The organism is Lysobacter sp. P5_B12 (genome assembly GCF_056400425.1).
Map to the genome: position 1 here is coordinate 128,016 of NZ_JBFULG010000007.1, position 22,846 is coordinate 150,861.

Consider the following 22,846-nt stretch of genomic DNA (forward strand, 5'->3'; position numbering starts at 1 on the left):
TCCTCCCTTCAGGCCATTGTGCCAGCGCCCGCCGTGCGGGCGGCGCGGGCGCGTGGGCCGTGGAAATATTCCTGCACCCACGGGTGGTCGAACTGCTCGACCTCCTCGATGGGGGCGTTCACCACCACGCGCTTGTCGGCCAGCACCGCGACGCGATCGCAGATCGCGTACAGCGTGTCGAGGTCGTGCGTGATCAGGAACACCGTCAGGCCCAGGGCCTGCTGCAGGGTGAGAATGAGTTGGTCGAACGCGGCCGCGCCGATGGGGTCCAGGCCCGCGGTGGGTTCGTCGAGGAACAGCAATGGCGGATCGAGCGCGAGTGCGCGCGCCAGGCCCGCGCGCTTGCGCATGCCGCCGGACAGTTGCGAAGGCAGCTTGTTCACCGCGTCGGCCGGCAGGCCGGCGAGCTTCACCTTCAGCAACGCGAGTTCGTAGCGCAGCGAATCGGGCAGGTCCGGATGCTCTTCCTTCAGCGGCACCTGCACGTTCTCGCCCACGCTGAGCGAGGAGAACAGCGCGCCGTCCTGGAACAGCACCCCGGTGTTGCGCTGGATATGGTTGCGCACGTCCTCGTCTTCGCTGCGCGCGTCGACGCCGAGCACTTCGATCGTGCCCGCATCGGGCCGGCGCAGGCCGATGATCGAACGCATCAGCACCGACTTGCCCGCGCCCGAGCCGCCCACCACGCCGATGATCTCGCCGCGGCGCACGTCCAGGTCGAGGTTCTCGTGCACGATCTGCTCGCCGAAGGTGTTGGTCAGGCCCCGGATGCGGATGACGATGTCGTTTTCGTCGATGGCCATGGGTCAGATGTCCATCTGCAGGAACCACAGCGCCATGATCGCGTCGATCACGATCACCAGCGAGATGGTCTGCACCACGCTCGAGGTGGTGCGTTCGCCCACCGACTGCGCGGTGCCTTCGACTTGCAGGCCTTCCAGGCAACCGATCAGCCCGATCACCAGCGCAAACAACGGCGCCTTCGACAGACCCACGAGGAAATGCCGGACTTCGATCGTCGCTTCCATGCGCGACAGGTACGCCTGCGGTGGAATGTCGAGACTGAAGGCGCCGACCGACAGGCCGCCGAGCAAACCCGCGATCATCGCGATGAAGGTGAGCAGCGGCAGCATCACCAACAGTGCGATCACGCGCGGCAACACGAGCAGGTCGATGGGGTCCATGCCGAGCGTGCGGATCGCATCGACTTCCTCGCGGCTCTGCATCGCGCCGATCTGCGCGGTGAACGCGCTCGCGGTGCGGCCGGCGAGGATGATGGCGGTGAGCAGTACGCCGAATTCGCGCAGGAAGGCCACGTTGACCAGTTCGACGACGTAGATCTCCGCGCCGAAGTCGCGGAGGATGTTCGCGCCGAGGAAGGCGATCACCGCGCCGACCAGGTAGGACAGCAGGAACACCAGCGGCACCGCGTCCAGGCCCACCTGTTCCATGTGGAAGACGGTGGCCGTCAGGCGGAAGCGCCTGGGCTGGGCGAGCATGCGGCCGAACTTCATCAGGTTCTCGCCGAGGAAGCCGACCAGCGCGAGGATCTCGCGCCAGTTGTCGTGCACCGCGTAACCCAGTCGCGCGAGGGCGGCGCTGACGCCGTATTCGCGCTTCTTCTTGGGGCGGTCGTCGGCGACGTCCTCGATGGCCGACACCAGCGAAACGTGGTCGTCCCGGAAGTGGAAGCTGTCGACGTCCAGGTTGCGGCGCCGCGCGTAGCGCAGCAGCAGGAGCACGCCGGCCGAGTCGAGGTGTTCGATGTCGTGGGCGTCGACGGCTTCGATGGTGTCCGGCGCCGTGCGCAGTTGCTCGGCCATGCCGGCGGCATGCACGAGCGTCCAGCTCCCGAGCAGGCGCAAGCGGCCTTCGGCATCGGTTTCAACACTGGGCGGGCGGCTCTCGTCGCGCATCGGGTCCCCTTTGCGCGGAGCATACAGAGTCCGGCTTGGACCCGGCGTCGACGGCGCCTAGAGCAAGCGGGCGTCCGACTTGCGGTACCACGCGGCGATGCGCTCGCCGTTCCAGCACAGGGCGACGTGTTCGGCCTGCTGCGCGGGCGGCACCGTCGCCTTCGGGGTGAACAGCGCGACGCATTGCCCGGCGCGGCGGCGCACGCTGTCGTGGACCAGGCCGGGCTCGCGCGCATCGCGCTGCGCACGCGCGAACGGCTGCGAGATGGCATAGCTGGCGGGATCGAGGATGCCCGCGGGCGCGCGGCGGCCGCGCAGGTCGAGCAAGCGCGCGCGCACCGGCACGCGATAGCAGCGCAGGTCGATTTCGATCGCCGGCTCGCGGGTGCGTGCGAGGAAACGGGCGCGGTGGTGGCTTACTTCGGCGACGGCCGTGTCGAGATCGTTCGCCGCGTAGTACACGCCCCAGGTGCCGTCGGAAAACCGCGACCCCTCGGGGTTGAGGTGGGTGAATGCCGACATCACCGGCGTCGTGCCCGGGCCGCTGATGCGCTGGTCCTGCGGCAGGAGCGAAAGCGCGCCGTGTTCCTGCCGCAGGCGCGGGTTGCCGAGCGCTTCGACGGCGAACACGACCTCCAGGTCGATCGGATCGGCGACGGCATCGAACAGGCCCACCGCGGGATACCGGCTTGCGACGAGCCGGCACGAGGTGTCCCACGCGAGCTGGACATGCGCCAACCGCACGCGACTCAGGACCACCCGCCGCGTTGCGCGTCGAGGTATTGGCGCACGACGAACAGATCCGACACCTGCCCGGCGAGCATGCGATCGAGCGCGGACTTTCCGCCGAACAGCGGCGCTGCGTTGTCGCGCTTGATCCAGTCGTGCGCGCGTTGGGGAATGGGCAGCAGCAACTGCAGTGCCGAATAGATGCCGAAGACGTGCGAAAGGCGCTCGAGCGTGGCGTTGTCCAGCCCGCGCTTCACCCGACCGCTCTTCCATTCGTAGAACGTGCTGCGGCCGCAGTCGAGCAACTGGCGTTGCTGGTCGTTGGACAGACCCCAAGCATCGGCGATGCGGAAGAAGGTGCGCAACGCTGCAGCGGCGGACTGCGCCGAAGACAGGTCCGGCGCATGCGCTTGCGGTGTTTCGAGCGGTTGGGCCATGGCGGACCCCAGGCGGGAGGCAAACCCTTTGTAATCCATCAAGGGACGGATTGCAATGATCCGTCCATTGACGGACACCGCACTTCCCCCATCGCCCTCTTGGCGAATCCAAGCCTCGTGCGATGCTTCGAACATGAGCGCCCCTCCTTCGTTGGTTCCGACACCGGCGCCGGCAACGGCCGACGCGGCGAGCGCCGGCTACGCCGAGCGCATCGAATTCGTGCTCGAAGTCGCCGAGCACCTGCATGCCTACGGCACCACCGCGCAACGCCTGGAGGGCGCGGTGGTGGCGGTGGCGCAACGCCTTGGACTGGACTGCGAACCGTGGTCGAACCCCACGGGCATGATCCTGTCCTTCAGCGATCCGCGTCGACCCGCCGGCGTCTCGGATACGACGCGCGTGATCCGTTTGGCGCCCGGAGATACGGACCTCTACAAGTTGTGCGAGGCCGATCGCATCGCCGAAGACGTGATGGCCGGCCGCGTCGGAATCGCGCAAGGACATGCGCAACTTCGCGCACTCTCCAAACCGCCGACGCGTCGACAGCGCGCGATCCAGATCTTCGGTTTCGGCCTGGCCTCCGCCGCGGTCGCGGGGCTGCTGCGCCTGCCCTGGCTCGACATCGGCACCGCCGGTTTGATCGGCCTGCTGATCGGCATGGTCGAACTCGCATCGCAGGGCCGCGCGCGTTTGAACGAAGCCAGCGATGCGATCGCCGGCGTCGTCGCGGGCCTGGTCGCGATCGCCGTGGCGAGCCTGGTCGGGCCGCTGAACCTCAACACGGTGACGATCGCTTCGCTCATCGTGCTGCTGCCCGGCATGACGCTCACCAACGCGGTGAACGAACTCACCAGCCGCCACCTGGTGTCGGGCACCGCGCGCTTCGCCGGTGCGCTCACGACGATCCTCAAGCTCACCATCGGGACGGTCATCGCGTTCAAGCTCGCGCATTACATCGGCCTGGAACCGCACGTCCGCGCGTCGCGGCCGCAACCGGACTGGGTGGAAGGCGTGGCGCTGATCAGCGGCGCGTTCGCATTCGCCGTGTTGTTCCGCGCGGCGCTGCGCGACTACTGGGTGGTGATGTTGTCGGCGGCGATGGGCTATCTCATCGCGCGCTTCGGCGGGCAGATGTTCGACAGCCCGGCCGGCGTCTTCCTCGCCGCGCTGTTCACCTCCGCATTCGGCAACGCCTACGCGCGCGTGACGCAACGGCCGGGCGCGCTGGTGCGCGTGCCCGGCATCATCATGCTGGTGCCGGGCAGCGTGGCGCTGCGCGGCGTGATCAACCTGGTGCAGCAGCAGAACGTCGATGCCGGCAGCGTCGCGGCGATCGCGGTGCTCAATTCGCTGATGGCGCTGGTCGCGGGGCTGTTGTTCGGAAACCTGCTGGTCTCCGCCCGCCGCAACCTCTGAGGGTCAGCGGATCAGGAAGTCTTCGAGCTTCCGGCCCGCGGCGATCTGCGAGGCCATCCACTTCGGTTGCTGGCCGCGGCCGGCCCAGGTTTCCGCCGAGTTCTGCGGATTGCGGTACTTCGGCGCGACCTTGCCGAGTTTGTAACCCTTGGTCGACTTGCGCGCCGTCGCGGCACCCGTCGTCGCGGCCTTCTTCGCCGGCGCGGCGCCCGCGCTCCCGCCGAACAGCTCGCCGATGGTGTAGCCCTCGGCGCGCGCGAGCGCGGTGAGCTTCTTGCGGACCAGCGCGATCGGCTTGCGCTTGCTGATCGTGGTGCGACGCTTCTTCGCTTGCGCGATCAGCGCGTCGAGTTCCTTGGCCGACAGGCCGTTGAGATCGATGGACATCGGGGCGTTCCTCGGCAAGGTGAAGGGAAGACTCAGGCGCGCAAACGTTCGAAGAGCGCCTGCCGATCGAGTTGTTCGGCATCCGCCGCGGTCCGCGCACGATACTCGAACGTGCCCGCGGCCAGGCCGCGCTCGGACACGACGACACGGTGCGGCACGCCGATCAGCTCGATGTCCGCGAACATCTGGCCGGGGCGCAGGCCGCGGTCGTCGAGCACCGCCTCGATGCCCGCCGCGTTGAGCTCGCGGTGCAGCGTTTCGGCGGCGGCGGCGACGTTCGCATCGTTCTTCGGGTTGATGATGCACACGGCCACTTGCCACGGCGCCATCGCTTCGGGCCACAGGATGCCGTTGGCGTCGTGGTTCTGTTCGATCGCGGCGGCAACGATGCGCGAAACACCGATGCCGTAGCAACCCATCATCGGCACGACGGCCTTGCCCGCCATGTCGAGCACGGTGCACTGCATCGCTTCGGCATATTTGCGGCCGAGCTGGAACACGTGCCCCACTTCGATGCCGCGCGCGATGCCCAGCGTGCCCTTGCCGTCGGGCGAGGCATCGCCGGCGACGACGTTGCGCACGTCGGCCACGATGTCGGCTTCGGGCAGGTCGCGCACCCAGTTCACGCCGGCGACGTGCCAGCCGTTTTCGTTGGCACCGACGACGAAATCGTGCATCGCATCGACGCTGCGATCGGCCACGATGGTGATGTCGGCGCGCGGCTTGAGCGGACCGAGGAAGCCCGGATCCGCGCCCAGATGCGTCGCGATTTCCGCTTCGGTCGCGAGGCGATAGTCCGACAGCCCCGCGAGCTTGCGCAGCTTGACCTCGTTGACGACGTGGTCGCCGCGGACGAGCACCAGAACGAAGCCGTCGTCGCCCATCACGGCGACCGACTTCACGGTGCGATCCAGAGCGATGCCCATCAACGCAGCGACGTCTTCGCATGTCTTCTGCGTCGGCGTCTCCACCTTGCGCAGGGATTCCGCCCCCGATTGCCGCGGGCCGGGCGCAAGCGCTTCGGCCAGTTCGATGTTGGCCGTGTAGTCCGACCCATCGGAGAACGCGATCGCGTCCTCGCCCGAATCGGCGAGCACCTGGAATTCGTGCGAGGCATTGCCGCCGATCGCGCCGGTGTCGGCGAACACCGCGCGGAACTTCAGCCCCAGGCGCGTGAAGATGCGCGTGTAGGTGTCGTACATGTTGCGGTACTCGTCGGCGAGCGAGGCTTCGTCGACGTGGAAGGAGTACGCGTCCTTCATCAGGAACTCGCGCGCGCGCATCACGCCGAAGCGCGGGCGGATCTCGTCGCGGAACTTGGTCTGGATCTGGTAGAAATTGACCGGCAACTGCTTGTAGCTGGACAGCTCGTTGCGCGCGAAGTCGGTGATCACCTCTTCATGCGTCGGGCCGTAGCAGTACTCGGCTTCCTTGCGATCCCTGATCTTCAGCAGCTGGCCGCCGAACTTCTGCCAGCGGCCCGTCTCTTCCCACAGTTCCTTCGGCTGGATCGACGGCATCAGCAGTTCGATCGCGCCGGCGCGGTTCATTTCCTCGCGCACGATGCCTTCGACCTTGCGCAGCACGCGCAGGCCGAGCGGCGACCACGTGTACAGGCCGGCGGCGAGCTTGCGGATCATGCCCGCGCGGAGCATCAGCTGGTGGCTGACGACTTCGGCGTCGGCGGGCGTTTCCTTGACGGTGCGGAGATGGAATTGCGACAGGCGCATCGGGGGACTTCGGAGCGGCGGAAAGAGCCGCATTCTGCCACGGGACCCCGCAGGGCCCCTGCCCGCGCCCCCGATGGCGTCAGTTGCAGTTGGCCGTGGCGACCGATTGCATGGCCTGCACTTCCTGCTGGCGCTGCTTGTCGTCCAGCACGGCGTCGGCCTTGCCGTCGCCATCGCGGTCGACCGACACGCCGGCCTGGCTGTTCAACACCGCGAGGTTGGCCTGGGCCTGCTTGCAGGCCTGGTCGCGCTGCTTGGCCTGCTTTTCGGCGTTGGCCTGTTGCGCGGCTTGCTGGGCGGCCTGGTCGGCGGCGTTGTCCGGCTTGGCCGCGGCATCGGCCGCATCGGCGGGCTTCACGGCGGCGACGGGCGTGGACGAAGGCACGGGGTCGGCGGCGGTGCGCACGTTCTTTTTCTTCGCGCCGGCCGGCGGCGGGGAATCGGAATAGTGGGTGACGCCCTTGTCGTCCTTCCACGTATAGACGGCCTGCGCGAAGGCGGGCGCGAACGACAACAGGACGCAGGCACCCAAGAGCAGGCGGATCGAACGGTTCATGGCGCTTCCCCCGGAGGACATCGCCGATTGGCGTGGGGCGATTGCAGCACTGCGACGGGGAGCGCGCAAGCGACCTGCGTCGCAGGCGCTACACTTCGGCCATGGAGCCCATCGAACCGGCGCGGCCACGTCCGCGCGGCATCTACCTGCTGCCCAACCTGTTCACCACCGGCGGCCTGTTCGGGGGGTTCTTCGCGATCATCGCGGCCGCCCAGGGCAAATACGAGGCGGCGTGCCTGGCGATCTTCATCGCCGCGATCCTCGACGGCATCGACGGCCGCGTGGCCCGCATGACCAACACGCAGACCGAGTTCGGCGTGCAGTACGACTCCCTCGCCGACCTGGTCAGCTTCGGCATGGCGCCCGCGCTGGTGATGTACCACTGGGCGCTGTCGTCGATGAAGCTCGACGGCGCGGTCTTCGGCAAGGTCGGCTGGCTGGTGTCCTTCCTCTATGCCGCGTGCGCCGCGTTGCGCCTGGCGCGGTTCAACAGCCAGGTCGGCACGGTCGACAAGCGGTGGTTCATCGGGCTGGCCAGTCCCGCGGCCGCCGGATTGATGGCGAGCTTCGTGTGGACCTGCGACGAGATCGGTTTTTCGGGCACCGAACTGCGCTATCCGGCCGCCGCGGTGGCGATCGTCGCCGGCCTGCTGATGGTCAGCCGCGTGCGCTACAACAGCTTCAAGGGCAGCGGCCAGGGCGCGCGCGCCGAGCGCGTGCCGTTCACCACGATCGTGATCGCGGTGGCCGCGCTCATCGCGCTGTGGATCGATCCGCCGCGCGTGCTGCTCGCGGTGACCGCGCTGTATGCCTTGTCGGGGCCGCTGATGTGGTTCCGTCGCCGCAAGCTCGTGGGCGAAGCCACATGAGCGATGCAGCGCCGCCGTGGGACGACTTCCAACGCGAGGTGCTCGATGCACTCGGGCATGTCGTGTTCCGCGTGCAGCATCCCGATGCGATCGAAGACACGCCGCTGACGCAGGCCATCGCGCGCGCGGCGAAAACCGACCTCTCCTCGCTCCCGAAACTCCCTTCGCCCGCGCAACTGCGCACGCCCGCCGCCAAGCGCGCGCTGTGGCCGCAGCTGCGCGCGTTGCGCAAGGCCGCACCCCGATGAGCGCCCTCGCCGCCGACAGCCTGCCCATCGCCTCGCTGCGTCCGATGCGCGAAGCCGATCTCCCCGAGATCATGGCGATCGAACAACGCGCCTACGCGTTTCCGTGGACGCAGGGCGTGTTCCGCGATTGCCTGCTCGCCAACCATCCGGCATGGGTGCTGGTGCAGGACGGCGACATCCTCGGTTACGCGGTGTTGAGCGTCGCCGCCGGCGAAGCGCACGTGCTCAACGTGTGCACCGCGCCGGAAGTCCAGGGCCGCGGCCATGGCCGCCGGTTGCTGCGCGCGATCCTGCAACTGGCGCGCGGTCGCGGCGCGCAGCGCGTGTTCCTCGAAGTGCGTCCGTCCAACGCGGCGGCCATCGCGCTCTACCACGACGAAGGCTTCAACGAGATCGGCCGGCGCCCGCGTTATTACCCGGCGAAGGACGGGCGCGAAGATGCGCTGGTCATGGCGCTCGAGTTGCTCGTCGACGAAGACTGAGCCTCATCGCGGCGCGACATGCCGGAAGGTCAGGTTGATGCGCGGCCCCACCGCGCGCGCGGTCGGCGGCACCGCATGTAGCCAATTGCGTTGCGTCGCGCCCGCCATCACGAGCAGGCTGCCGTGCGTGAGGTCGAGCCCGAGCGATCCCTTCCCGTCGCGCGCACGGAAGCGGAAACGCCGCGTCGCCCCCAGGCTCACCGATGCGATCAGCGGTTCGGGGCCGAGTTCGGGTTCGCTGTCGCGATGGAAGCCCAGTCGGTCGGCGCCGTCGCGGTAGAGGTTGGCGAGCACGCTGTTGAATTCGCCCTGCAGTTCGCGCGCCAGTCGCGCGCGCACCGGCGCCAGCGCCAAGGGCCAGGGATGCGGTTCGAACACGGTCCCCGAATACGTGTAGGCCGCATCGCCGATCCAGCAACTGAGCCGCGGGGCATCGAGCGTGCGCCCGTAGACCGTGATCCGGTGGCGCTCCCACGGCAGGCCCGCGCGCAGCGCCTCGAACAGCGCCCACGCCGCCTTTTCCCCCAGCCAGTCCGGATGCAACACCACGTCCGCACCCGGCAGATGAATCGCCTGCGCCGCCATGCGCTTTAGAATGGCGCGATCCAATGGAGGGCGCCATGACCGAAACCGAACGCGACGTGATGGAGTACGACGTCGTCGTCGTGGGCGCCGGCCCCGCCGGCCTGGCCTGTGCGATCCGCGTCAAGCAGCACAACGCGCACATGACCGTCTGCGTGATCGAGAAGGCCTCGACCATCGGCGCGCACATCCTGTCCGGCGCGGTGATCGAGCCCGGCCCGCTCGACGAAATGCTGCCCGGCTGGCGCGACAACCCGCCGCCGATCTGCGTTCCCGCGGCGAAGGACGAATTCTGGTTCCTGACCAAGACCGGCGGGTTCCGGACGATCACGCCGCCGCAGATGCACAACAAGGGCAACTTCATCGTCAGCCTCGGCGCGCTGTGCGCATGGCTCGCACCGCAGGCCGAAGCACTGGGCGTGGATGTCTTCCCGGGCTTCGCCGCGTCGGAAACGCTGCACGACGAAAGCGGCCGCGTGATCGGCGTGCGCATCGGCGACATGGGCGTGGCGAAGGACGGCACGCACAAGGCCGCCTACACCCAGGGCATCGACATCCATGCGCGCGTCACCGTGCTCGCCGAAGGCGCGCGCGGCCATCTCACCAAGCGGCTCATCAAGCGCTTCGGGCTCGATGCCGGCTGCGATCCGCAGGGCTACTCGATCGGCATCAAGGAACTCTGGCAGGTGCCCGAAGACCGCGTCACGCCAGGCAAGATCGTGCATTCGGTCGGCTGGCCCGCGGACAACCACACCTACGGCGGGAGCTTCCTCTACCACCTGGACAAGGGCCGCATCGCCCTGGGCTACATCAGCGGCCTGGATTACCACGATCCGCAATACAAGCCGTGGGAAGCCTTCCAGCAGTGGAAGAACCATCCTTCCGTGAAGTCGCTGCTCGAAGGCGGCACCATCGTGTCGGCGGGCGCGCGCGCGATCGTGACCGGCGGCTACCAATCGCTGCCGAAACTCGAGATGCCCGGCGCGATCCTCATCGGCGATGCCGCCGGCACGCTCAACGTGCCGAAGATCAAGGGGACGCACCAGGCCATCGAAACGGCATTGCTCGCGGCCGAGCACATCGTGGAGTTCGACACGAACACGACCGGCTTCGACCGCAAGGTGCGCAAGTCCAAGGTCTTCCGCGAGCTCAAGCGCGTGCGCAACATCAAGCCGGGCTTCAAGCGCGGTCTCTGGTTCGGGTTGGCCAACGCTGCATGGGAAACCGTGACGTTCGGCCTCTCGCCCTGGACGCTGAAGAACAAGCCCGACTGGAACGCGCTGGAAAAAGTCGCCGAACGCGAGCAGGCCACGCGCGATTACGTGCAGCGCGACCTCGCGCCGCGCGACCGCCTGGCCGGCGTGTATTTCGCCGCGACCGAACACGACGAGGACCAGCCCGTGCACCTGGTGGTGCACGATCCGAGCGTGTGCGTCACGCGGTGCGCCGCCGAATACGACAACCCGTGCACGCGCTTCTGCCCTGCCGGCGTGTACGAGATCGTCGACGATCCCGACGGCCCCGCGGGCACCGGCAAGCGGCTGCAGATCAACGCCGCCAACTGCGTGCACTGCAAGACCTGCGACATCAAGGATCCGTACGAGATCATCACCTGGGTCACGCCCGAAGGCGGCTCGGGCCCGAACTACCAGAATCTCTGACCCAAAAAAAACCGGGCGCACGAGGCGCCCGGTGTCTTTCCGCACTACGTCGGCGCTGGCATCAGCCGGCTTGCAACCAGGCCGGCGGCGGCGCGGTGGTGAGGTTCATCACCGTGCCCGCGTTGCCCGACAACCAGAGCAGGTTCTGTCCGGTGGTCACGTTGCGCCACAGGATGTCGTCCTTGCCATCGTTGTTGAAGTCGCCGACGGCGACGGGGACCATGTCCATGTTCGGCTGGGCCGACATGCCCTGCGGCGTCGTCGAGTTGCCCGAACGCCAGATGACGTTCGCACCCGTCATGAAGTTGCGCAGGAAGATGTCTTCCTTGCCGTCGCCGTTGAAATCGCCGGCACCCACCACGTTCCATTGCGCAGCCCAGGACGTGACGGCCTGCGTGGTCGCCGAGTTGGCGGACAACCAGATGACCGTCGCGCGCGTGGTGCTGTGGCGCCAGAGGATGTCGTCCTTGTGGTCGCCGTTGAAGTCGGCGATCGCGGCGACCACCCAATCCAGGTCCGGCGCGCTGGTGATCGGGGTCGGCTGCGTGTTGACGGCGCCGCGCCAATAAACGTTCTGGCCCGTGCCGCCATTGCGCCACAACAGATCGGCCTTGCCGTCGCCGTTGAAGTCGCCGCTCCCGACGATGCCCCACGGCGCCACCGGCGAACCGAGCGGGCCGGCCTGGGTGTTCAGCCCATCGCGCCAGATCAGGTTCTGGCCCGTGTTGCGGTTGCGCCAGACGATGTCGGACTTGCCGTTGCCGTCGAAGTCGGCGGTGGCGGCGATCTGCCAGACCTGGTTCGCCACCGGCTTGAGCGCCAGCGACTGCTGCGAAATCGCACCGCGCCACACGATGTTCGCGCCGAAGGACAGGTTGCGCCACAACAGGTCGCTCTTGCCATCGCCGTCGAAGTCGCCGCGGTAACCCGTGGCGACGACCGGCACGATGTTGTTGCGGAAGGCCGCGACCTGCGGAATCGTCAGGCTCAGCGTGCGCGCCGCGTTCGCCTGGTTCGTCACGCCGCAGGCGAAGCCGTTGCACGTGCCGACGCTCGGGTTGGAGTACACCAGGATGCCGTCCTTCCCCGAGCGACGCACCGCCATCGTGTCGAAGAAATCGCCGGCCTCGGGCGCGGCGAAATAGCCGAAGGAATCGGCGAAGCGACCGAACTCCTCGGGGTCGAGCAGGTTGCCGTCGCCGTTGGTGTCGTCGGCACCCGCCGCGATCGCGACGTCGTGCTGCAGGCCGAAGTTGTGGCCGACCTCGTGCGCGAGGTTGTCGTCGCGGCAGTTCGCGCCGCCGTCGGTGAAGATCGAGCCGCTGGAGTCGCTCACCACCGAATAGGCGAACGCCGCGCTCGCCGCGGTGATCGGCGTCTGCCCGCCACCGAGCTTCCAGCCGATGCCGCAGCTGCCGTTGGTGTCGTTGTCGAACGCGCGCACCAGCGTGACCAGGTCGGCGCCGAACTGTTCGCGGCGCTGCGAGAGCACTTCGAGCGCAGCCGGGCGCGTGGCCAGGGAGCAGCTCACGCCGCCGTCGGGAAGTTCACCGGTGTTGGCGACGGGCGAGCACGCCACGCCGGTCAACTGGAAGAGCGTTTCGCGGTTGTTCGTCTCGTCCGGGAAGTCCACCTGGACGAACTGCGCCGCGCGCAGCGTGCCGCCGACGCGGCTGTTGACGAAGGCCTGGTTCGTCGTGTCCAGGAGGAAGCGCAGGCGCGTGATCGCTTGCGACGTGCCGCCAAGACGCGTGGCGAAGCCGACGGTGTAACCGATGATGATGTCCACGGTGCTCGTGGTCACCGGCGCCTGCGAGGCGACGAGCGACTGCGCACGCGAAGCACCCGCGACGCGCGAAGCCATCGTCGCGGAGGCGCGCGGACCCATGTCCTTCGCGAACGACGCCGCTTCGGCGGGCAGGTTGAGCATGTCCTGGCCGGTCGGATCCTTGATGCCCAGCGCCATCGCCTTCTTCGGATCGTTTTCGACCATGAAGGTGCGGTTGCCGACCGTCGTGATCTGCAGCGGCGCGCCCTTCTTGTAGGGGATCGTGCCGAAGACCGCCTTGTCGCCGAAGGTCAGGATGGTTTCCTTGCCGACGGGCGCGCCTTCCGCGCGACCGACGTAGGACCAGTTGCCGTCCGGCGATTCGACGCGGCGGACGAAGCCGATCTTCATCGTCGAACCGTCGGGCGTCGGCAGCGTCAACGCACCGCCGTCGACGGCAGCGCGCAGCGCGTGCGCTTCGCTGATCTGCACGTCGCGCCAGGTGGTGGCGCCGCGCTGGACCGGCGCACCTTCGTACGCGACGAGCGCGCCGTGGTCGGGCAGCGACGCGATGCCGGAGGCCATGTGCGCGGCGGTCTGGGATTGCGGATGGGCCACGGCGTGGCGCGTGTCGGCGCCCGCGGTGGAAGTACTGGTGCCGCTGCAGGCCGAAAGCAGCCCGCAGGCGATCGAGATCGCGAGCAGATTACGCATGGTGGGGTTCCCCCGTGGAAGGTCTGCAGGTGATACGGCAGGGTTCATGGAGGCGATGTGATGAAAACGCACCGATCGTCGGCGGCTTTTTTACGCTCCGCAAACAAACACGCCCCGCGCACGGGGCGCGGGGCGTGAGGGTCTTGCGAAGCCTGTTGAAGTAACGCGTTACATGCTGGGCTGGAACGACGTGGCCACCGAGGCCTTGGTCGCGATCTGCGCCTGCGTGCCCGACTTCCAGATCTGGTTGGAACCGTTGGTGTGCCGCCAGAAAATATCCGCGCGGCCGTCGCCGTCGACATCGCCGACGCCCGCGACACGCCAGCTCAGGTTGGCGACGGTCGCCACCGCGGTCTTGGTCGCCGACAACGCCGAGCGCCAGATTTCGTTCGCGCCGGTGGTGTTGTTGCGGAACAGGATGTCGGCCTTGCCGTCGTTGTCGAAATCGCCCACGCCCGCGACGATCCACTGCGTCGGCATGTTGTTGACCGACTGCGTCGTTGCACCGTTGCCCGCGCGCCAGATCAGGTTCGCGCCGGTGGTGGTGTTGCGCCACAGCACGTCGGCCTTGCCGTCGCCGTTGAAGTCGTCCGCCGCGACGAACTGCCACACCGTCGCCGCGTTCGCGACAGTCACCTTGGTCGCCGGATTCGCCGAGCGCCACAACACGTTCGCACCGGTCGCCGGGTGGCGCCACCAGACGTCGGCCTTGCCGTCGCCGTCGAAGTCGGCCACCGCCGCGATGGTCCAGGCGGTCGCGACCGAAGCCATCGTCGCGCGCGTCTGGTTGTTGCCCGACAGCCAGATCGAGTTGCCGCCGGTCGAGGTGTTGCGCCAGACGATGTCGCCGCGCCCGTCGCCGTTGATGTCGCCGATGCCGCCCAGCGTCCACGGCGCGGCCGTGCTCGCGAGGGGGAGCGTCGACGTGCCGGTGGGGTTGTACCAGAGCACGTTCGTGCCGTTGGTGTCGTGCCACAGGATGTCGGCCCTGCCGTCGCCGTTGAAATCCGAACGCGGGAGGCGCGTGCGCGGCGCGAGCGACGCATAGAACGAGGCGATGACCGGGATCGTGTTGGACAGGCTTTGCGCGTTGTCCGCATCCGCCGTGCCGCACGCCATCGTGCCGCAGTAGTTGATGCGCGGGTTGGAGAAGACGCGGTAGGCCACCTGGCCATCGTCTTCGTAGGCCATGATCGTGAAGAAATTGCCCGCGCTGGTCTTGTAACCGAACGAGTACGGATAACGCCCGTGTTCGTCGATCGTCAGCACGCCATCGTCGCCCGCGGAGGTCGTCGCGTCGTGCGCCGACCCCATGTTGTGGCCGAGTTCGTGCGCCAGGGTTTCGTTGCGGCAGACCCACCCGTTGTCGGGGAACGGACTGCCGCTGCTGTCGTCGTTACCATTGCCGTTGGAATCGCTGACGATCGAGACGGCCGCGTAGGAATCGTTCTGCGTGATCGCCGTTTCGCCGCCGCCGACGAGCCAGGCGATGCCGCAACTGTTGTTCGACTCGCTGAAGTTGCGCACCAGCGACACCAGGTCGGCATGCAGCGATTCGCGCGCGTTGGTCAGCGGTTGCAGCGCGGCCGGGATCGGCGCGTCGTTGCAGTCCAGGCTGCCGTCCGACAGCTCGGTGCACGTCACGCCGGTGAGTTCGCGCAGTGCGACTTCATTGTCGGTCGCGTCCGGATAGTCCACCGGCACGGTGCCGACCAGGCGCAGCCGGCCATTGATCTGGCTGTTGACGAAGGCCTGGTTCGCGACCGCGACGAGGAAGGTCAGGCGCGTGTTCGCCTGCGAGGTGCCGCCCAGGCGCGCGGCGAAGGCGTTGGTGTAACCGAGCACGACATCCACGGTGCTCGACTCCGGCACCAGGCGTGAGGCGACCAGCGCCTGCGCCTTCGGCGCCGCGGCGGCGCGCTCGAGCACCTTGGCGCGCGCGCCGGCGAGGATCGACGGCGGCAGCACGGCATCGGGGCCCTTGGGCCGGCGCGGATCGTTGTGCATGCCCGCCAGCTTCAACGGGTCGGTTTCCATCAGGAACGTGCGGCCCTGCGCCGAGGAAATGCGCAGCGACGGCTTGCGGCCGTAAGGCACGGTGCCGAACACCGCCTTCGGACCGAAGGTGATGATCGCTTCGGTGCCGGGCTTCGCACCCGCGGGGCGACCGACCCAGGTCCAGTTGCCGTCGCCGTGGTCGACCACGTGGTCGTACTTCAGCACGATCGTCGAACCATCGGGCGCCGGCACGTCGAGCGTGCCCGTCGCGATGGCGTTCATCGCGTGCGCTTCGCTCAGCGCGATGTCGTGCCAGGTGTATGCGCTGCGGGTGACCGGCGCGCCGGCGGTGTAGGCGAGCAATTGCCCGCGGTCCGGCAGGCCGGCGATGGCGCGCGCGCGATGGTCGCGCAGGCCCGCGGGCGCATGCGAGGCGGAGGCCTTGGCGGTGCCTTGCGCGGCCGCCGATCCGTTGGCGCCGGAAGGCGTGTCGTGTGCTGTGCAGGCCGCCAGGGCAAGCGCGCTGGCGAGGAGCAGAGGAAGGCGCATTCGAATAGGTTCCCTGTGATGTGGTGTACCGCCGCGAACCGTGGGAGACGGCCCCCTGATGCAGCGTGCGCGGGACGTCCCAGTCCCGCTCGCTCAACAATTATCCCGATGCGATGGCCGACGCAAGCCCCGTGCCGTCACAAATGACGGAAGGCGTTTTGCTGCGGTTACCGTGAAGTGACCCGATTGGTTCAGCAATGACCGGCCAGGTCACTCCCGGACCTGTTCAGGCGCAGGCGATCACGGCCAGGCCGGCCGGCGGATCGAAACCGACCAAGGTACAGGCGCCGAAACCCGCTTCGAGCACCATGGCCCACGCATCGGCCCCGAATTCGGTGTGCACGCGCAAGTCTTGGGTGGCCGTCGTCGGATCGCCGTGAAAACTCGGCGGAAGTCCGCGGCGGTCGCGCGTCAGGCGGCCCGGGAGGATCGGTACGGTGAACACCGCCGCGCCGCCGGGTTTGAGCACGCGTCGCATTTCCACGAGCGCGGCCTTCGGATCGGGCACGTGCTCGAGCGTGTCGGAATGGACGATGCGGTCGAACGACGCATCCGGATACGCCATCGCCTGCAAGTCCAATTGCGGCCATGCGCCGTAGACGTGCCCGGGCAGGCGTTGCAGGCGCGCATGCAGCGTGCCGGCTTCGTTCACTTCCAACAGCGACATGGCCGGCACCGATGCGATCCACGCATCGAGCGTTCCGGCGAAACCCGCGCTGCGGCACAGCGCGGCGGCGAGCGCGATCGAACGCAGGTTGGCGCCGCACTGCGTGCACACCGTGCCCTGCTGCCGATCGATGAAGGCGGCCTCGTGGGGTTGCAGTTCCCATTCGGCGACGAGCGCGGGCCAGAGCACCGCGCGGTCGAGATAGTCCCGCGCGCCGCACACGGCGCACGCTGGAAGCTGCGCGGACGCCGCGTCGGTCGCGCCCGTCATTCGACGAGCGGGACGCCGGTCTTTTCGCGCACTTCGTCCAGCGCGACGCCCGGCGCGAGTTCCGCCATGCGCAGGCCCCCGGGCGTCACGTCGAACACGCCCAGTTCGGTGATCACGCGATTGACCACGCCCACGCCGGTCAGCGGGAGCGTGCACTGCGACAGCAACTTGTGTTCGCCGTTCTTCGCGGTGTGCTCCATCAGCACGACCACGCGCTTGACGCCGGCGACCAGGTCCATCGCGCCGCCCATGCCCTTGACCATCTTGCCGGGCACCATCCAGTTCGCGAGATCGCCCTGGTCGGTGACCTGCATCGCGCCGAGGATGGCCAGGTCGATGTGCCCGCCGCGGATCATCGCGAAGGAATCGTGGCTGCCGAAGTAACTCGCGCCCTCGCGCGCGGTGACCGTCTGCTTGCCGGCGTTGATCAGGTCGGCGTCGACTTCGGCTTCCGTCGGGAACGGACCGATGCCGAGCAATCCATTCTCCGACTGCAGCCACACGTCCATGCCGTCGGGAATGTAGTTGGCAACGAGCGTCGGCAAGCCGATGCCGAGGTTGACGTACGCGCCGTCGGTGAGTTCCTGTGCGGCGCGTTGCGCCATCTCATCGCGGGTCCAGGCCATTACACGCCTCCCTGGCGGACGGTGCGCTGTTCGATGCGCTTTTCGGGCGTCGCATTGACGACGATGCGGTCGACGTAGATGCCGGGCAGGTGGACCTGGTCGGGATCGATCTGCCCGACCTCGACCAGTTGTTCCACTTCGACGACCGTCGTCTTGCCGGCCATCGCGCACGCCGGATTGAAATTGCGCGCGGTCTTGCGGAATACCAGGTTCCCGGCCTTGTCGGCCTTCCACGCCTTCACCAGCGAGACGTCGGCGTGCAGCGCGGTTTCCAGCACATAGCTGTGGCCGTCGAACTCACGCGTCTCCTTGCCGTCGGCGACGATCGTGCCGAAGCCGGTGCGCGTGAAGAACGCCGGGATGCCGGCGCCGCCCGCGCGCAGGCGCTCGGCGAGCGTGCCCTGCGGGTTGAATTCCAGTTCCAGTTCGCCGGCGAGGTACTGGCGTTCGAATTCCTTGTTCTCGCCCACGTACGAGGAAATCATCTTGCGGATCTGCCGGGTCGCAAGCAGCTGGCCGAGGCCGAAGCCGTCGACGCCGGCATTGTTGGAAATGACCGTGAGGCCCTTCACGCCGGTGTCGCGCAGCGCGGCGATGAGCGCCTCGGGGATGCCGCACAGGCCGAAACCACCGACCGCGAGCGTCTGTCCGTCCGCCACGAGGCCGGCCAGGGCCGTGGCCGCGTCCGGGAATAGCTTGTTGCCGGCCATGGAACCTCCGATGCAAAGAGCATGGATTCTAGCGCCGGCCGGGCTAAAATCGCGGTCCGCTTCGTTCACCGGATTGCCCGCCCCCCATGAAGATCCTCGTCGGCTACAAGCGCGTGGTGGACTACAACGTCCGCATCCAGGTCAAACCCGACGGCTCGGGCGTGGTCACCGACGGCGTCAAGCTCTCGGCCAACCCCTTCGATGAAATCGCGCTCGAGGAAGCCCTGCGGTTGCGCGACAAGGGCATCGCGACCGAAGTGATCGTGGCCACCATCGCCCCCGCCCATGCCCAGGCCCACCTGCGCAACGGCCTGGCCATGGGCGCCAACCGCGCGATCCACGTGGTCGCCGACGGCGCCATCGCCCCGCTCACCGCGGCGCGCGTGCTGCTGAAGCTGGTCGAGAAGGAACAGCCCGACCTGGTCATCCTCGGCAAGCAGGCCATCGACGACGACGCCAACCAGACCGGCCAGATGCTCGCCACCCTGTGGGGCCGCCCGCAGGCGACCTTCGCTTCCAAGCTCGACGTCGCCGGCGGCAAGGCCACGGTCGTGCGCGAAGTCGACGCCGGTCTGGAAACGCTTGAGGTCGACCTGCCCGCGGTGGTCACCACCGACCTGCGCCTCAACGAGCCGCGCTTCATCAAGCTGCCCGACATCATGAAGGCCAAGAGCAAGCCGATGGAATCGATCCCGTTGGCAGATCTCGGCGTCGATGCCGGCGACGAACTCAAGACCACGCACTACGCGCCGCCTGCCAAGCGCAGCAAGGGCGTGATGGTGAAGGACGCGGCCGAACTGGTCGCCGCACTGAAAGCGAAGGGGTTGCTCTGATGTCCAAGGTCCTGATCGTTGCCGAACATCTCGACGGCAAGCTCAATGCGTCGACCGCCAAGTGCGTGTCCGCGGCGAAGGCGCTGAATCCCGACTCCATCGACGTGCTCGTGCTCGCCGCCGATCCGGCCGCGGTCGCCGGCGAAGCGGCGAAGCTGCAGGGCGTCGCGCGCGTGCTCGGCGTTGCCAACGCCGCGAACGCGAATGCGATCGCGCAGGTGCAGGCACCGCAGATCGCGAAGCTCGCCGACGGCTACACCCATGTGTTCGGCCCGAGCACCACCTTCGGTAAAGACCTGATGCCGTGCGTCGCCGCGCTGCTCGGCGTCTCGCAGGTGTCCGACGTCATGGCCGTCGAAGGCGCATACACGTTCAAGCGCCCGATCTACGCGGGCAACGCCATCGTGACCGTCGAAGCGCCGCAAGGTCGCCCCGTCGTCGCGACCGTGCGCACGGCCTCGTGGCCGGAAGTGGCGCGCGATGGCAACGCCGCCGTCGAATCGGCGAGCGCCGATGCGACGCTGCCGACGCACACGCGTTTCCAGGGTCTGGCCGCCGGCAAGTCCGATCGCCCCGACCTGCAGAGCGCGCGCCGCGTCGTCTCCGGCGGCCGCGGCGTGGGTTCGGCCGAGAACTTCAAGATCGTGTACGAGCTCGCCGACAAGCTCGGCGCCGCGGTCGGCGCCTCGCGCGCAGCCGTCGACGCCGGCTACGTGCCCAACGAAATGCAGGTCGGCCAGACCGGCAAGATCATCTCGCCCGAGTTGTACGTCGCCGTCGGCATCAGCGGCGCGATCCAGCACCTGACCGGCATCAAGGACGCGGGCACGATCGTGGCGATCAACAAGGATCCCGAAGCGCCGATCTTCGAGATCGCCGACATCGGCCTGGTCGGCGATCTGTTCAAGCTGCTGCCGGAATTGCAGCAGGCGCTGTAAGCGCCCATGGAGCAGCCACCCGAATTCGACCGTTACGCGCGCGATTACGCGCGCCTGCACGGCGAAAGCATCCGCGCCAGCGGCGAGGAGCCGGCGTACTTCGCCGCCTCCAAGGCCGCCTACGTGGCGCGCGCCGTTGCCGATCGGCCGCCGGCGCAATTGCTCGACTTCGGCTGCGGCATCGGCGGAACGCTCGGCTTCCTGCGCGAGGCGCTGCCGAACACGACGCTGCACGGCATGGACGTCTCGCGCGAAAGCCTCGCGATGGCGGGCCAGGCGCACCCGGACGTCGCGCTGTCGGTGATCGAAGGCGAGCGCCTGGCGATGGAGGACGACGCGATGGACGTGGCGGTGGCCGCGTGCGTCTTCCACCACATCCCGCCGGTCGAACGCGCGCACTGGCTGCGCGAATTGCGCCGCGTGCTCAAGCCCGGCGGCCGCCTGTTCGTGTTCGAACACAATCCCTGGAATCCGCTGACGCGCAAGGTCGTGCGCGATTGCGAATTCGACGAGGACGCCATCCTGCTCAGCAGCATCGAAACCCGCGGGCTGCTGCGCGATGCGGGCTTCGACGGCACGCGCGTGGACTACACGATCTTCTTCCCGCACGCGCTCGCCGCGTTGCGCCCCCTCGAACGCCTGCTCACGCGCGTGCCGATGGGCGCGCAGTACGTCGCGAGCGGACGTGCCTGACCCCATGACGCAACGCGCACACGCACACGCGCCCGCCATCGTGGGCCACGGGATGTTGGCGCGCGCGATGGCGCCCGTCGTGCAGGCGCGCCACGGCTGCGTGGTGTTCGCCTCGGGCGTTTCCAATTCGACGGAAACCGACCCGACCGCCTTCGCACGCGAAGAAGCGCTGCTGCGCGAACACCTCCAGGACCCGCGCACGCTGCTGTACTTCAGCAGTTGCGGCGTCGCCGATGCCTTCGAAGCGCGCCGTCCCTACATCCGCCACAAGCAGGCGATGGAAGACCTGGTGCGTGCGCACGGCGGCCGCATCATCCGCTTGCCGCAAGTCGTCGGGCACACCGACAACCCGCACACGCTGACCAACTACCTGCGCGATCGCATCCTGCGCGGCGAACACTTCGACCTGTGGGCGAAGGCCGAACGCAACCTCGTCGATGTCGACGACGTCGCGCGCATCCTCGGCGCGCTGCTGGACGACTGGCCGCGCGACATGCAGACCATCGCCGTCGCCTGCCCGGTTTCCACGCCGATGCCGCGCCTGGTGCCGGTGTTCGAACAGGTGCTCGGCCGCAAGGCGAACTTCACCTCCCTGGATCTCGGACGCCCGATGCCGATCGATGCCGCGCTCGCGCACGACATCGCACGGCGCCTGCGTATCGACTTCGGCGACGGTTACCTCGAACGCGTCATCGGGAAATACTATGGTTGAGCCAGGCATCGCCCTGTCGGTCGTGATTCCCGTCTACGGCAGCGCGCGCATCCTCCCGGAGCTCGCGCGGCAGCTCGAAGCCGCGCTCGCGCCGCGTTACGGGCTCGTGGGTTTCGAAGCCGTGCTCGTACACGATTGCGGTCCCGACGACGCGTGGCCGGTGATCGAATCGCTCGCCGCGCAACATCCGTGGCTCGGCGGCGTCGACCTGCGCATGAACGCCGGCCAGCACAACGCGGTGATGGCGGGCCTGGCGCATGCGCGCGGCGCGATCGTCGTCACCATGGACGACGATCTGCAGCATTCGCCCGCCGATATCGCTTCGCTCGTGGCGCCCATCGAAGCCGGCGCGGACGTGACCTACGCGCACTTCGCCAGCCGCGAGCACGCGGCGTGGAAGGTGCTCGGCAGCCGTTTTAACGATTGGGTCGCGCAGCGTTTGCTGAAGAAGCCCAAGGGTCTGTACCTCTCGCCCTTCCGCGCGATGCGGCGCGAGATCCGCGATGAAGTGCTGCGCTACGACGGGCCCTTCGTCTACGTCGACGGCTTGATCCTGCAGGCCACGCGCAACATCGCGACGGTCGAGGTGGCGCACCACGCGCGCAGCGACGGGCGTTCGGGTTACAGCTTCGGCAAGCTCGTCTCGCTTTGGTCGCAGATGGCGACCAGTTTCTCGGTCGTGCCGCTGCGCTTCGTTTCGCTGATCGGTGCGCTTTCGTCGATCGTCGGGTTCGTGATGGCGGGCGTGGTCGTCGCGTTGAAGTTGCTGCATCCCGAGTGGGTCGTCGGCTGGGCCTCGATGATCGTCACCGTGCTGATCCTCGGCGGCATCCAGCTGCTGTCGCTCGGCGCGATCGGCGAATACGTCGGGCGCGTGCTGCTCACGCTCAACGGCAAGCCGCAGTACGTCGTGCGCAAGACGATCGGCCGCCTGACGGCGCGCGAATGACACGGGATCTGAACGCGGTCGCGGCGCGGTTCGTCCGCTTCGCGATGGTCGGCGGCGTGAGCACGCTGTTCTACGGCGTGGTGGCGTGGGCGCTCGTCGAGCATGCGCACGTGGCGCCGGTGCCGGCTTCGGTGTTGGCGTACCTTGCGGCCGCACCGCTCAACTTCCTGCTGCAACGCGGCTTCGCCTTCCGTTCGGAAAACCGGCTGCACCGCGACTTGCCACGCTACCTGCTGGTGCATGTGGGCAACATCGTCGCGTCCGCGGCGCTGATGCATTTCATCGTCGCGATCCTGCACGCCGATTACCTGTACGGCGTCGTCGCGACGATGACCTTCGTCCCCGTGGTCGTGTTCCTGCTGCTGGACCGCTGGGTCTTCAAGCGCTGGCCGGGCTGACGCACCG

The 22,846-nt window shown here is 68.0% G+C and carries 23 protein-coding genes and 1 pseudogene; 11 read left to right on the forward strand and 13 right to left on the reverse strand.

What is annotated here, in order from left to right; translation table 11 throughout:
• Positions 1-8: 8 nt before the first annotated feature.
• From AC1DOM_RS12345 to AC1DOM_RS12360, 4 genes are read right to left on the reverse strand one after another with little or no spacing between them, the layout of a single operon-like run.
• Entirely contained in the window at positions 9-803 is a 795-nt protein-coding gene (locus AC1DOM_RS12345) for an ABC transporter ATP-binding protein (RefSeq protein WP_498963702.1), read from the reverse strand.
• Between the two features lie 3 nt (positions 804-806).
• Entirely contained in the window at positions 807-1,916 is a 1,110-nt protein-coding gene (locus tag AC1DOM_RS12350) for an MlaE family ABC transporter permease (RefSeq protein ID WP_498963704.1), read from the reverse strand.
• 57 nt (positions 1,917-1,973) lie between these two features.
• Positions 1,974-2,675, reverse strand: coding sequence for an RES family NAD+ phosphorylase (locus AC1DOM_RS12355; protein WP_498963706.1), 702 nt, complete (start codon positions 2,673-2,675; stop codon positions 1,974-1,976).
• Positions 2,666-3,082, reverse strand: a complete 417-nt coding sequence (locus tag AC1DOM_RS12360) for an MbcA/ParS/Xre antitoxin family protein (RefSeq protein WP_498963708.1) — start codon at positions 3,080-3,082, stop codon at positions 2,666-2,668. The genes AC1DOM_RS12355 and AC1DOM_RS12360 overlap by 10 nt, the downstream gene beginning before the upstream one ends.
• 133 nt (positions 3,083-3,215) lie before the next feature.
• Between AC1DOM_RS12360 and AC1DOM_RS12365 the strand changes: the two genes are divergently transcribed.
• Positions 3,216-4,499, forward strand: coding sequence for a threonine/serine exporter family protein (locus tag AC1DOM_RS12365; protein ID WP_498963710.1), 1,284 nt, complete (start codon positions 3,216-3,218; stop codon positions 4,497-4,499).
• Between the two features lie 9 nt (positions 4,500-4,508).
• Here the strand turns inward: AC1DOM_RS12365 and AC1DOM_RS12370 are convergent.
• From AC1DOM_RS12370 to AC1DOM_RS12380, 3 genes and pseudogenes are all read right to left on the reverse strand, one after another.
• Positions 4,509-4,886: pseudogene (locus AC1DOM_RS12370) on the reverse strand (H-NS histone family protein); the annotation flags it as partial.
• Positions 4,887-4,918: 32 nt separating this feature from the next.
• Positions 4,919-6,616: a proline--tRNA ligase gene (locus tag AC1DOM_RS12375; RefSeq protein ID WP_498963712.1), complete on the reverse strand. Its 1,698-nt coding sequence runs from the start codon at positions 6,614-6,616 to the stop codon at positions 4,919-4,921.
• 79 nt (positions 6,617-6,695) lie between these two features.
• Entirely contained in the window at positions 6,696-7,172 is a 477-nt protein-coding gene (locus tag AC1DOM_RS12380; RefSeq protein WP_498963714.1) for a DUF4124 domain-containing protein, read from the reverse strand.
• 101 nt (positions 7,173-7,273) lie between these two features.
• Here AC1DOM_RS12380 and pssA point away from each other — a divergent pair, with 101 nt between their 5' ends.
• Genes pssA through rimI form a run of 3 tightly spaced genes read left to right on the forward strand, consistent with a single transcriptional unit; the run spans position 7,274 to position 8,771 of the window.
• Positions 7,274-8,041, forward strand: a complete 768-nt coding sequence (gene pssA / locus AC1DOM_RS12385; protein ID WP_498963716.1) for a CDP-diacylglycerol--serine O-phosphatidyltransferase — start codon at positions 7,274-7,276, stop codon at positions 8,039-8,041.
• Positions 8,038-8,289 (forward strand): hypothetical protein, encoded by a 252-nt coding sequence (locus AC1DOM_RS12390; protein WP_498963718.1) that lies wholly within the window; start codon positions 8,038-8,040, stop codon positions 8,287-8,289. Before pssA ends, AC1DOM_RS12390 begins: the two co-directional genes overlap by 4 nt.
• Entirely contained in the window at positions 8,286-8,771 is a 486-nt protein-coding gene (gene rimI, locus AC1DOM_RS12395; RefSeq protein ID WP_498963720.1) for a ribosomal protein S18-alanine N-acetyltransferase, read from the forward strand. The genes AC1DOM_RS12390 and rimI overlap by 4 nt, the downstream gene beginning before the upstream one ends.
• A 3-nt stretch (positions 8,772-8,774) precedes the next feature.
• Here rimI and AC1DOM_RS12400 read toward each other — a convergent pair whose 3' ends face one another.
• Entirely contained in the window at positions 8,775-9,356 is a 582-nt protein-coding gene (locus AC1DOM_RS12400) for an alpha-ketoglutarate-dependent dioxygenase AlkB family protein (RefSeq protein WP_498963865.1), read from the reverse strand.
• A gap of 23 nt (positions 9,357-9,379) precedes the next feature.
• Between AC1DOM_RS12400 and AC1DOM_RS12405 the strand changes: the two genes are divergently transcribed.
• Entirely contained in the window at positions 9,380-11,014 is a 1,635-nt protein-coding gene (locus tag AC1DOM_RS12405) for an electron transfer flavoprotein-ubiquinone oxidoreductase (RefSeq protein ID WP_498963722.1), read from the forward strand.
• Positions 11,015-11,075: 61 nt separating this feature from the next.
• On the opposite strand, the gene AC1DOM_RS12410 is transcribed toward AC1DOM_RS12405, so the two are convergent.
• The 5 genes from AC1DOM_RS12410 to AC1DOM_RS12430 all read right to left on the reverse strand — a co-directional run bounded on the left by AC1DOM_RS12410 (position 11,076) and on the right by AC1DOM_RS12430 (position 18,316).
• Complete coding sequence (locus AC1DOM_RS12410) at positions 11,076-13,496, reverse strand: FG-GAP-like repeat-containing protein (RefSeq protein ID WP_498963724.1); 2,421 nt, start codon at positions 13,494-13,496, stop codon at positions 11,076-11,078.
• Positions 13,497-13,664: 168 nt separating this feature from the next.
• Entirely contained in the window at positions 13,665-16,043 is a 2,379-nt protein-coding gene (locus AC1DOM_RS12415; RefSeq protein ID WP_498963726.1) for an FG-GAP-like repeat-containing protein, read from the reverse strand.
• A 226-nt stretch (positions 16,044-16,269) separates the two neighbouring features.
• A complete protein-coding gene (locus AC1DOM_RS12420) occupies positions 16,270-16,980 on the reverse strand; it encodes a methyltransferase domain-containing protein (protein ID WP_498963728.1) in 711 nt (236 codons plus the stop codon).
• Positions 16,977-17,606, reverse strand: coding sequence for a CoA transferase subunit B (locus AC1DOM_RS12425; RefSeq protein WP_498963730.1), 630 nt, complete (start codon positions 17,604-17,606; stop codon positions 16,977-16,979). The genes AC1DOM_RS12420 and AC1DOM_RS12425 overlap by 4 nt, the downstream gene beginning before the upstream one ends.
• Positions 17,606-18,316, reverse strand: a complete 711-nt coding sequence (locus AC1DOM_RS12430; protein WP_498963732.1) for a CoA transferase subunit A — start codon at positions 18,314-18,316, stop codon at positions 17,606-17,608. The genes AC1DOM_RS12425 and AC1DOM_RS12430 overlap by 1 nt, the downstream gene beginning before the upstream one ends.
• An 86-nt stretch (positions 18,317-18,402) precedes the next feature.
• Here AC1DOM_RS12430 and AC1DOM_RS12435 point away from each other — a divergent pair, with 86 nt between their 5' ends.
• Genes AC1DOM_RS12435 through AC1DOM_RS12460 form a run of 6 tightly spaced genes read left to right on the forward strand, consistent with a single transcriptional unit; the run spans position 18,403 to position 22,839 of the window.
• Positions 18,403-19,149 (forward strand): electron transfer flavoprotein subunit beta/FixA family protein, encoded by a 747-nt coding sequence (locus AC1DOM_RS12435; protein ID WP_498963734.1) that lies wholly within the window; start codon positions 18,403-18,405, stop codon positions 19,147-19,149.
• Positions 19,149-20,087: an electron transfer flavoprotein subunit alpha/FixB family protein gene (locus tag AC1DOM_RS12440; protein WP_498963736.1), complete on the forward strand. Its 939-nt coding sequence runs from the start codon at positions 19,149-19,151 to the stop codon at positions 20,085-20,087. The genes AC1DOM_RS12435 and AC1DOM_RS12440 overlap by 1 nt, the downstream gene beginning before the upstream one ends.
• Positions 20,088-20,093: 6 nt before the next feature.
• Positions 20,094-20,780: a class I SAM-dependent methyltransferase gene (locus tag AC1DOM_RS12445; protein WP_498963738.1), complete on the forward strand. Its 687-nt coding sequence runs from the start codon at positions 20,094-20,096 to the stop codon at positions 20,778-20,780.
• A 4-nt stretch (positions 20,781-20,784) separates the two neighbouring features.
• Positions 20,785-21,492 (forward strand): NAD-dependent epimerase/dehydratase family protein, encoded by a 708-nt coding sequence (locus AC1DOM_RS12450; protein WP_498963740.1) that lies wholly within the window; start codon positions 20,785-20,787, stop codon positions 21,490-21,492.
• Positions 21,485-22,441 (forward strand): glycosyltransferase family 2 protein, encoded by a 957-nt coding sequence (locus AC1DOM_RS12455; RefSeq protein ID WP_498963742.1) that lies wholly within the window; start codon positions 21,485-21,487, stop codon positions 22,439-22,441. Before AC1DOM_RS12450 ends, AC1DOM_RS12455 begins: the two co-directional genes overlap by 8 nt.
• Positions 22,438-22,839 carry a GtrA family protein gene (locus tag AC1DOM_RS12460; RefSeq protein ID WP_498963744.1) on the forward strand — a complete coding sequence of 134 codons (402 nt, stop codon included), beginning with the start codon at positions 22,438-22,440 and terminating at the stop codon, positions 22,837-22,839. The genes AC1DOM_RS12455 and AC1DOM_RS12460 overlap by 4 nt, the downstream gene beginning before the upstream one ends.
• The last annotated feature ends 7 nt before the right edge of the window (positions 22,840-22,846 follow it).

What these genes read in the sequence shown, in the direction of transcription:
- AC1DOM_RS12345 (WP_498963702.1), bottom strand. Translation starts at nt 803, where the DNA reads ATGGCCATCGACGAAAACGACATCGTCATCCGCATCCGGGGCCTGACC.
- AC1DOM_RS12350 (WP_498963704.1), bottom strand. Translation starts at nt 1,916, where the DNA reads ATGCGCGACGAGAGCCGCCCGCCCAGTGTTGAAACCGATGCCGAAGGC.
- AC1DOM_RS12360 (WP_498963708.1), bottom strand. Translation starts at nt 3,082, where the DNA reads ATGGCCCAACCGCTCGAAACACCGCAAGCGCATGCGCCGGACCTGTCT.
- AC1DOM_RS12365 (WP_498963710.1), top strand. Translation starts at nt 3,216, where the DNA reads ATGAGCGCCCCTCCTTCGTTGGTTCCGACACCGGCGCCGGCAACGGCC.
- AC1DOM_RS12375 (WP_498963712.1), bottom strand. Translation starts at nt 6,616, where the DNA reads ATGCGCCTGTCGCAATTCCATCTCCGCACCGTCAAGGAAACGCCCGCC.
- AC1DOM_RS12380 (WP_498963714.1), bottom strand. Translation starts at nt 7,172, where the DNA reads ATGAACCGTTCGATCCGCCTGCTCTTGGGTGCCTGCGTCCTGTTGTCG.
- pssA (WP_498963716.1), top strand. Translation starts at nt 7,274, where the DNA reads ATGGAGCCCATCGAACCGGCGCGGCCACGTCCGCGCGGCATCTACCTG.
- AC1DOM_RS12390 (WP_498963718.1), top strand. Translation starts at nt 8,038, where the DNA reads ATGAGCGATGCAGCGCCGCCGTGGGACGACTTCCAACGCGAGGTGCTC.
- rimI (WP_498963720.1), top strand. Translation starts at nt 8,286, where the DNA reads ATGAGCGCCCTCGCCGCCGACAGCCTGCCCATCGCCTCGCTGCGTCCG.
- AC1DOM_RS12400 (WP_498963865.1), bottom strand. Translation starts at nt 9,356, where the DNA reads ATGGCGGCGCAGGCGATTCATCTGCCGGGTGCGGACGTGGTGTTGCAT.
- AC1DOM_RS12405 (WP_498963722.1), top strand. Translation starts at nt 9,380, where the DNA reads ATGGAGGGCGCCATGACCGAAACCGAACGCGACGTGATGGAGTACGAC.
- AC1DOM_RS12410 (WP_498963724.1), bottom strand. Translation starts at nt 13,496, where the DNA reads ATGCGTAATCTGCTCGCGATCTCGATCGCCTGCGGGCTGCTTTCGGCC.
- AC1DOM_RS12415 (WP_498963726.1), bottom strand. Translation starts at nt 16,043, where the DNA reads ATGCGCCTTCCTCTGCTCCTCGCCAGCGCGCTTGCCCTGGCGGCCTGC.
- AC1DOM_RS12420 (WP_498963728.1), bottom strand. Translation starts at nt 16,980, where the DNA reads ATGACGGGCGCGACCGACGCGGCGTCCGCGCAGCTTCCAGCGTGCGCC.
- AC1DOM_RS12425 (WP_498963730.1), bottom strand. Translation starts at nt 17,606, where the DNA reads ATGGCCTGGACCCGCGATGAGATGGCGCAACGCGCCGCACAGGAACTC.
- AC1DOM_RS12430 (WP_498963732.1), bottom strand. Translation starts at nt 18,316, where the DNA reads ATGGCCGGCAACAAGCTATTCCCGGACGCGGCCACGGCCCTGGCCGGC.
- AC1DOM_RS12435 (WP_498963734.1), top strand. Translation starts at nt 18,403, where the DNA reads ATGAAGATCCTCGTCGGCTACAAGCGCGTGGTGGACTACAACGTCCGC.
- AC1DOM_RS12440 (WP_498963736.1), top strand. Translation starts at nt 19,149, where the DNA reads ATGTCCAAGGTCCTGATCGTTGCCGAACATCTCGACGGCAAGCTCAAT.
- AC1DOM_RS12445 (WP_498963738.1), top strand. Translation starts at nt 20,094, where the DNA reads ATGGAGCAGCCACCCGAATTCGACCGTTACGCGCGCGATTACGCGCGC.
- AC1DOM_RS12450 (WP_498963740.1), top strand. Translation starts at nt 20,785, where the DNA reads ATGACGCAACGCGCACACGCACACGCGCCCGCCATCGTGGGCCACGGG.
- AC1DOM_RS12455 (WP_498963742.1), top strand. Translation starts at nt 21,485, where the DNA reads ATGGTTGAGCCAGGCATCGCCCTGTCGGTCGTGATTCCCGTCTACGGC.
- AC1DOM_RS12460 (WP_498963744.1), top strand. Translation starts at nt 22,438, where the DNA reads ATGACACGGGATCTGAACGCGGTCGCGGCGCGGTTCGTCCGCTTCGCG.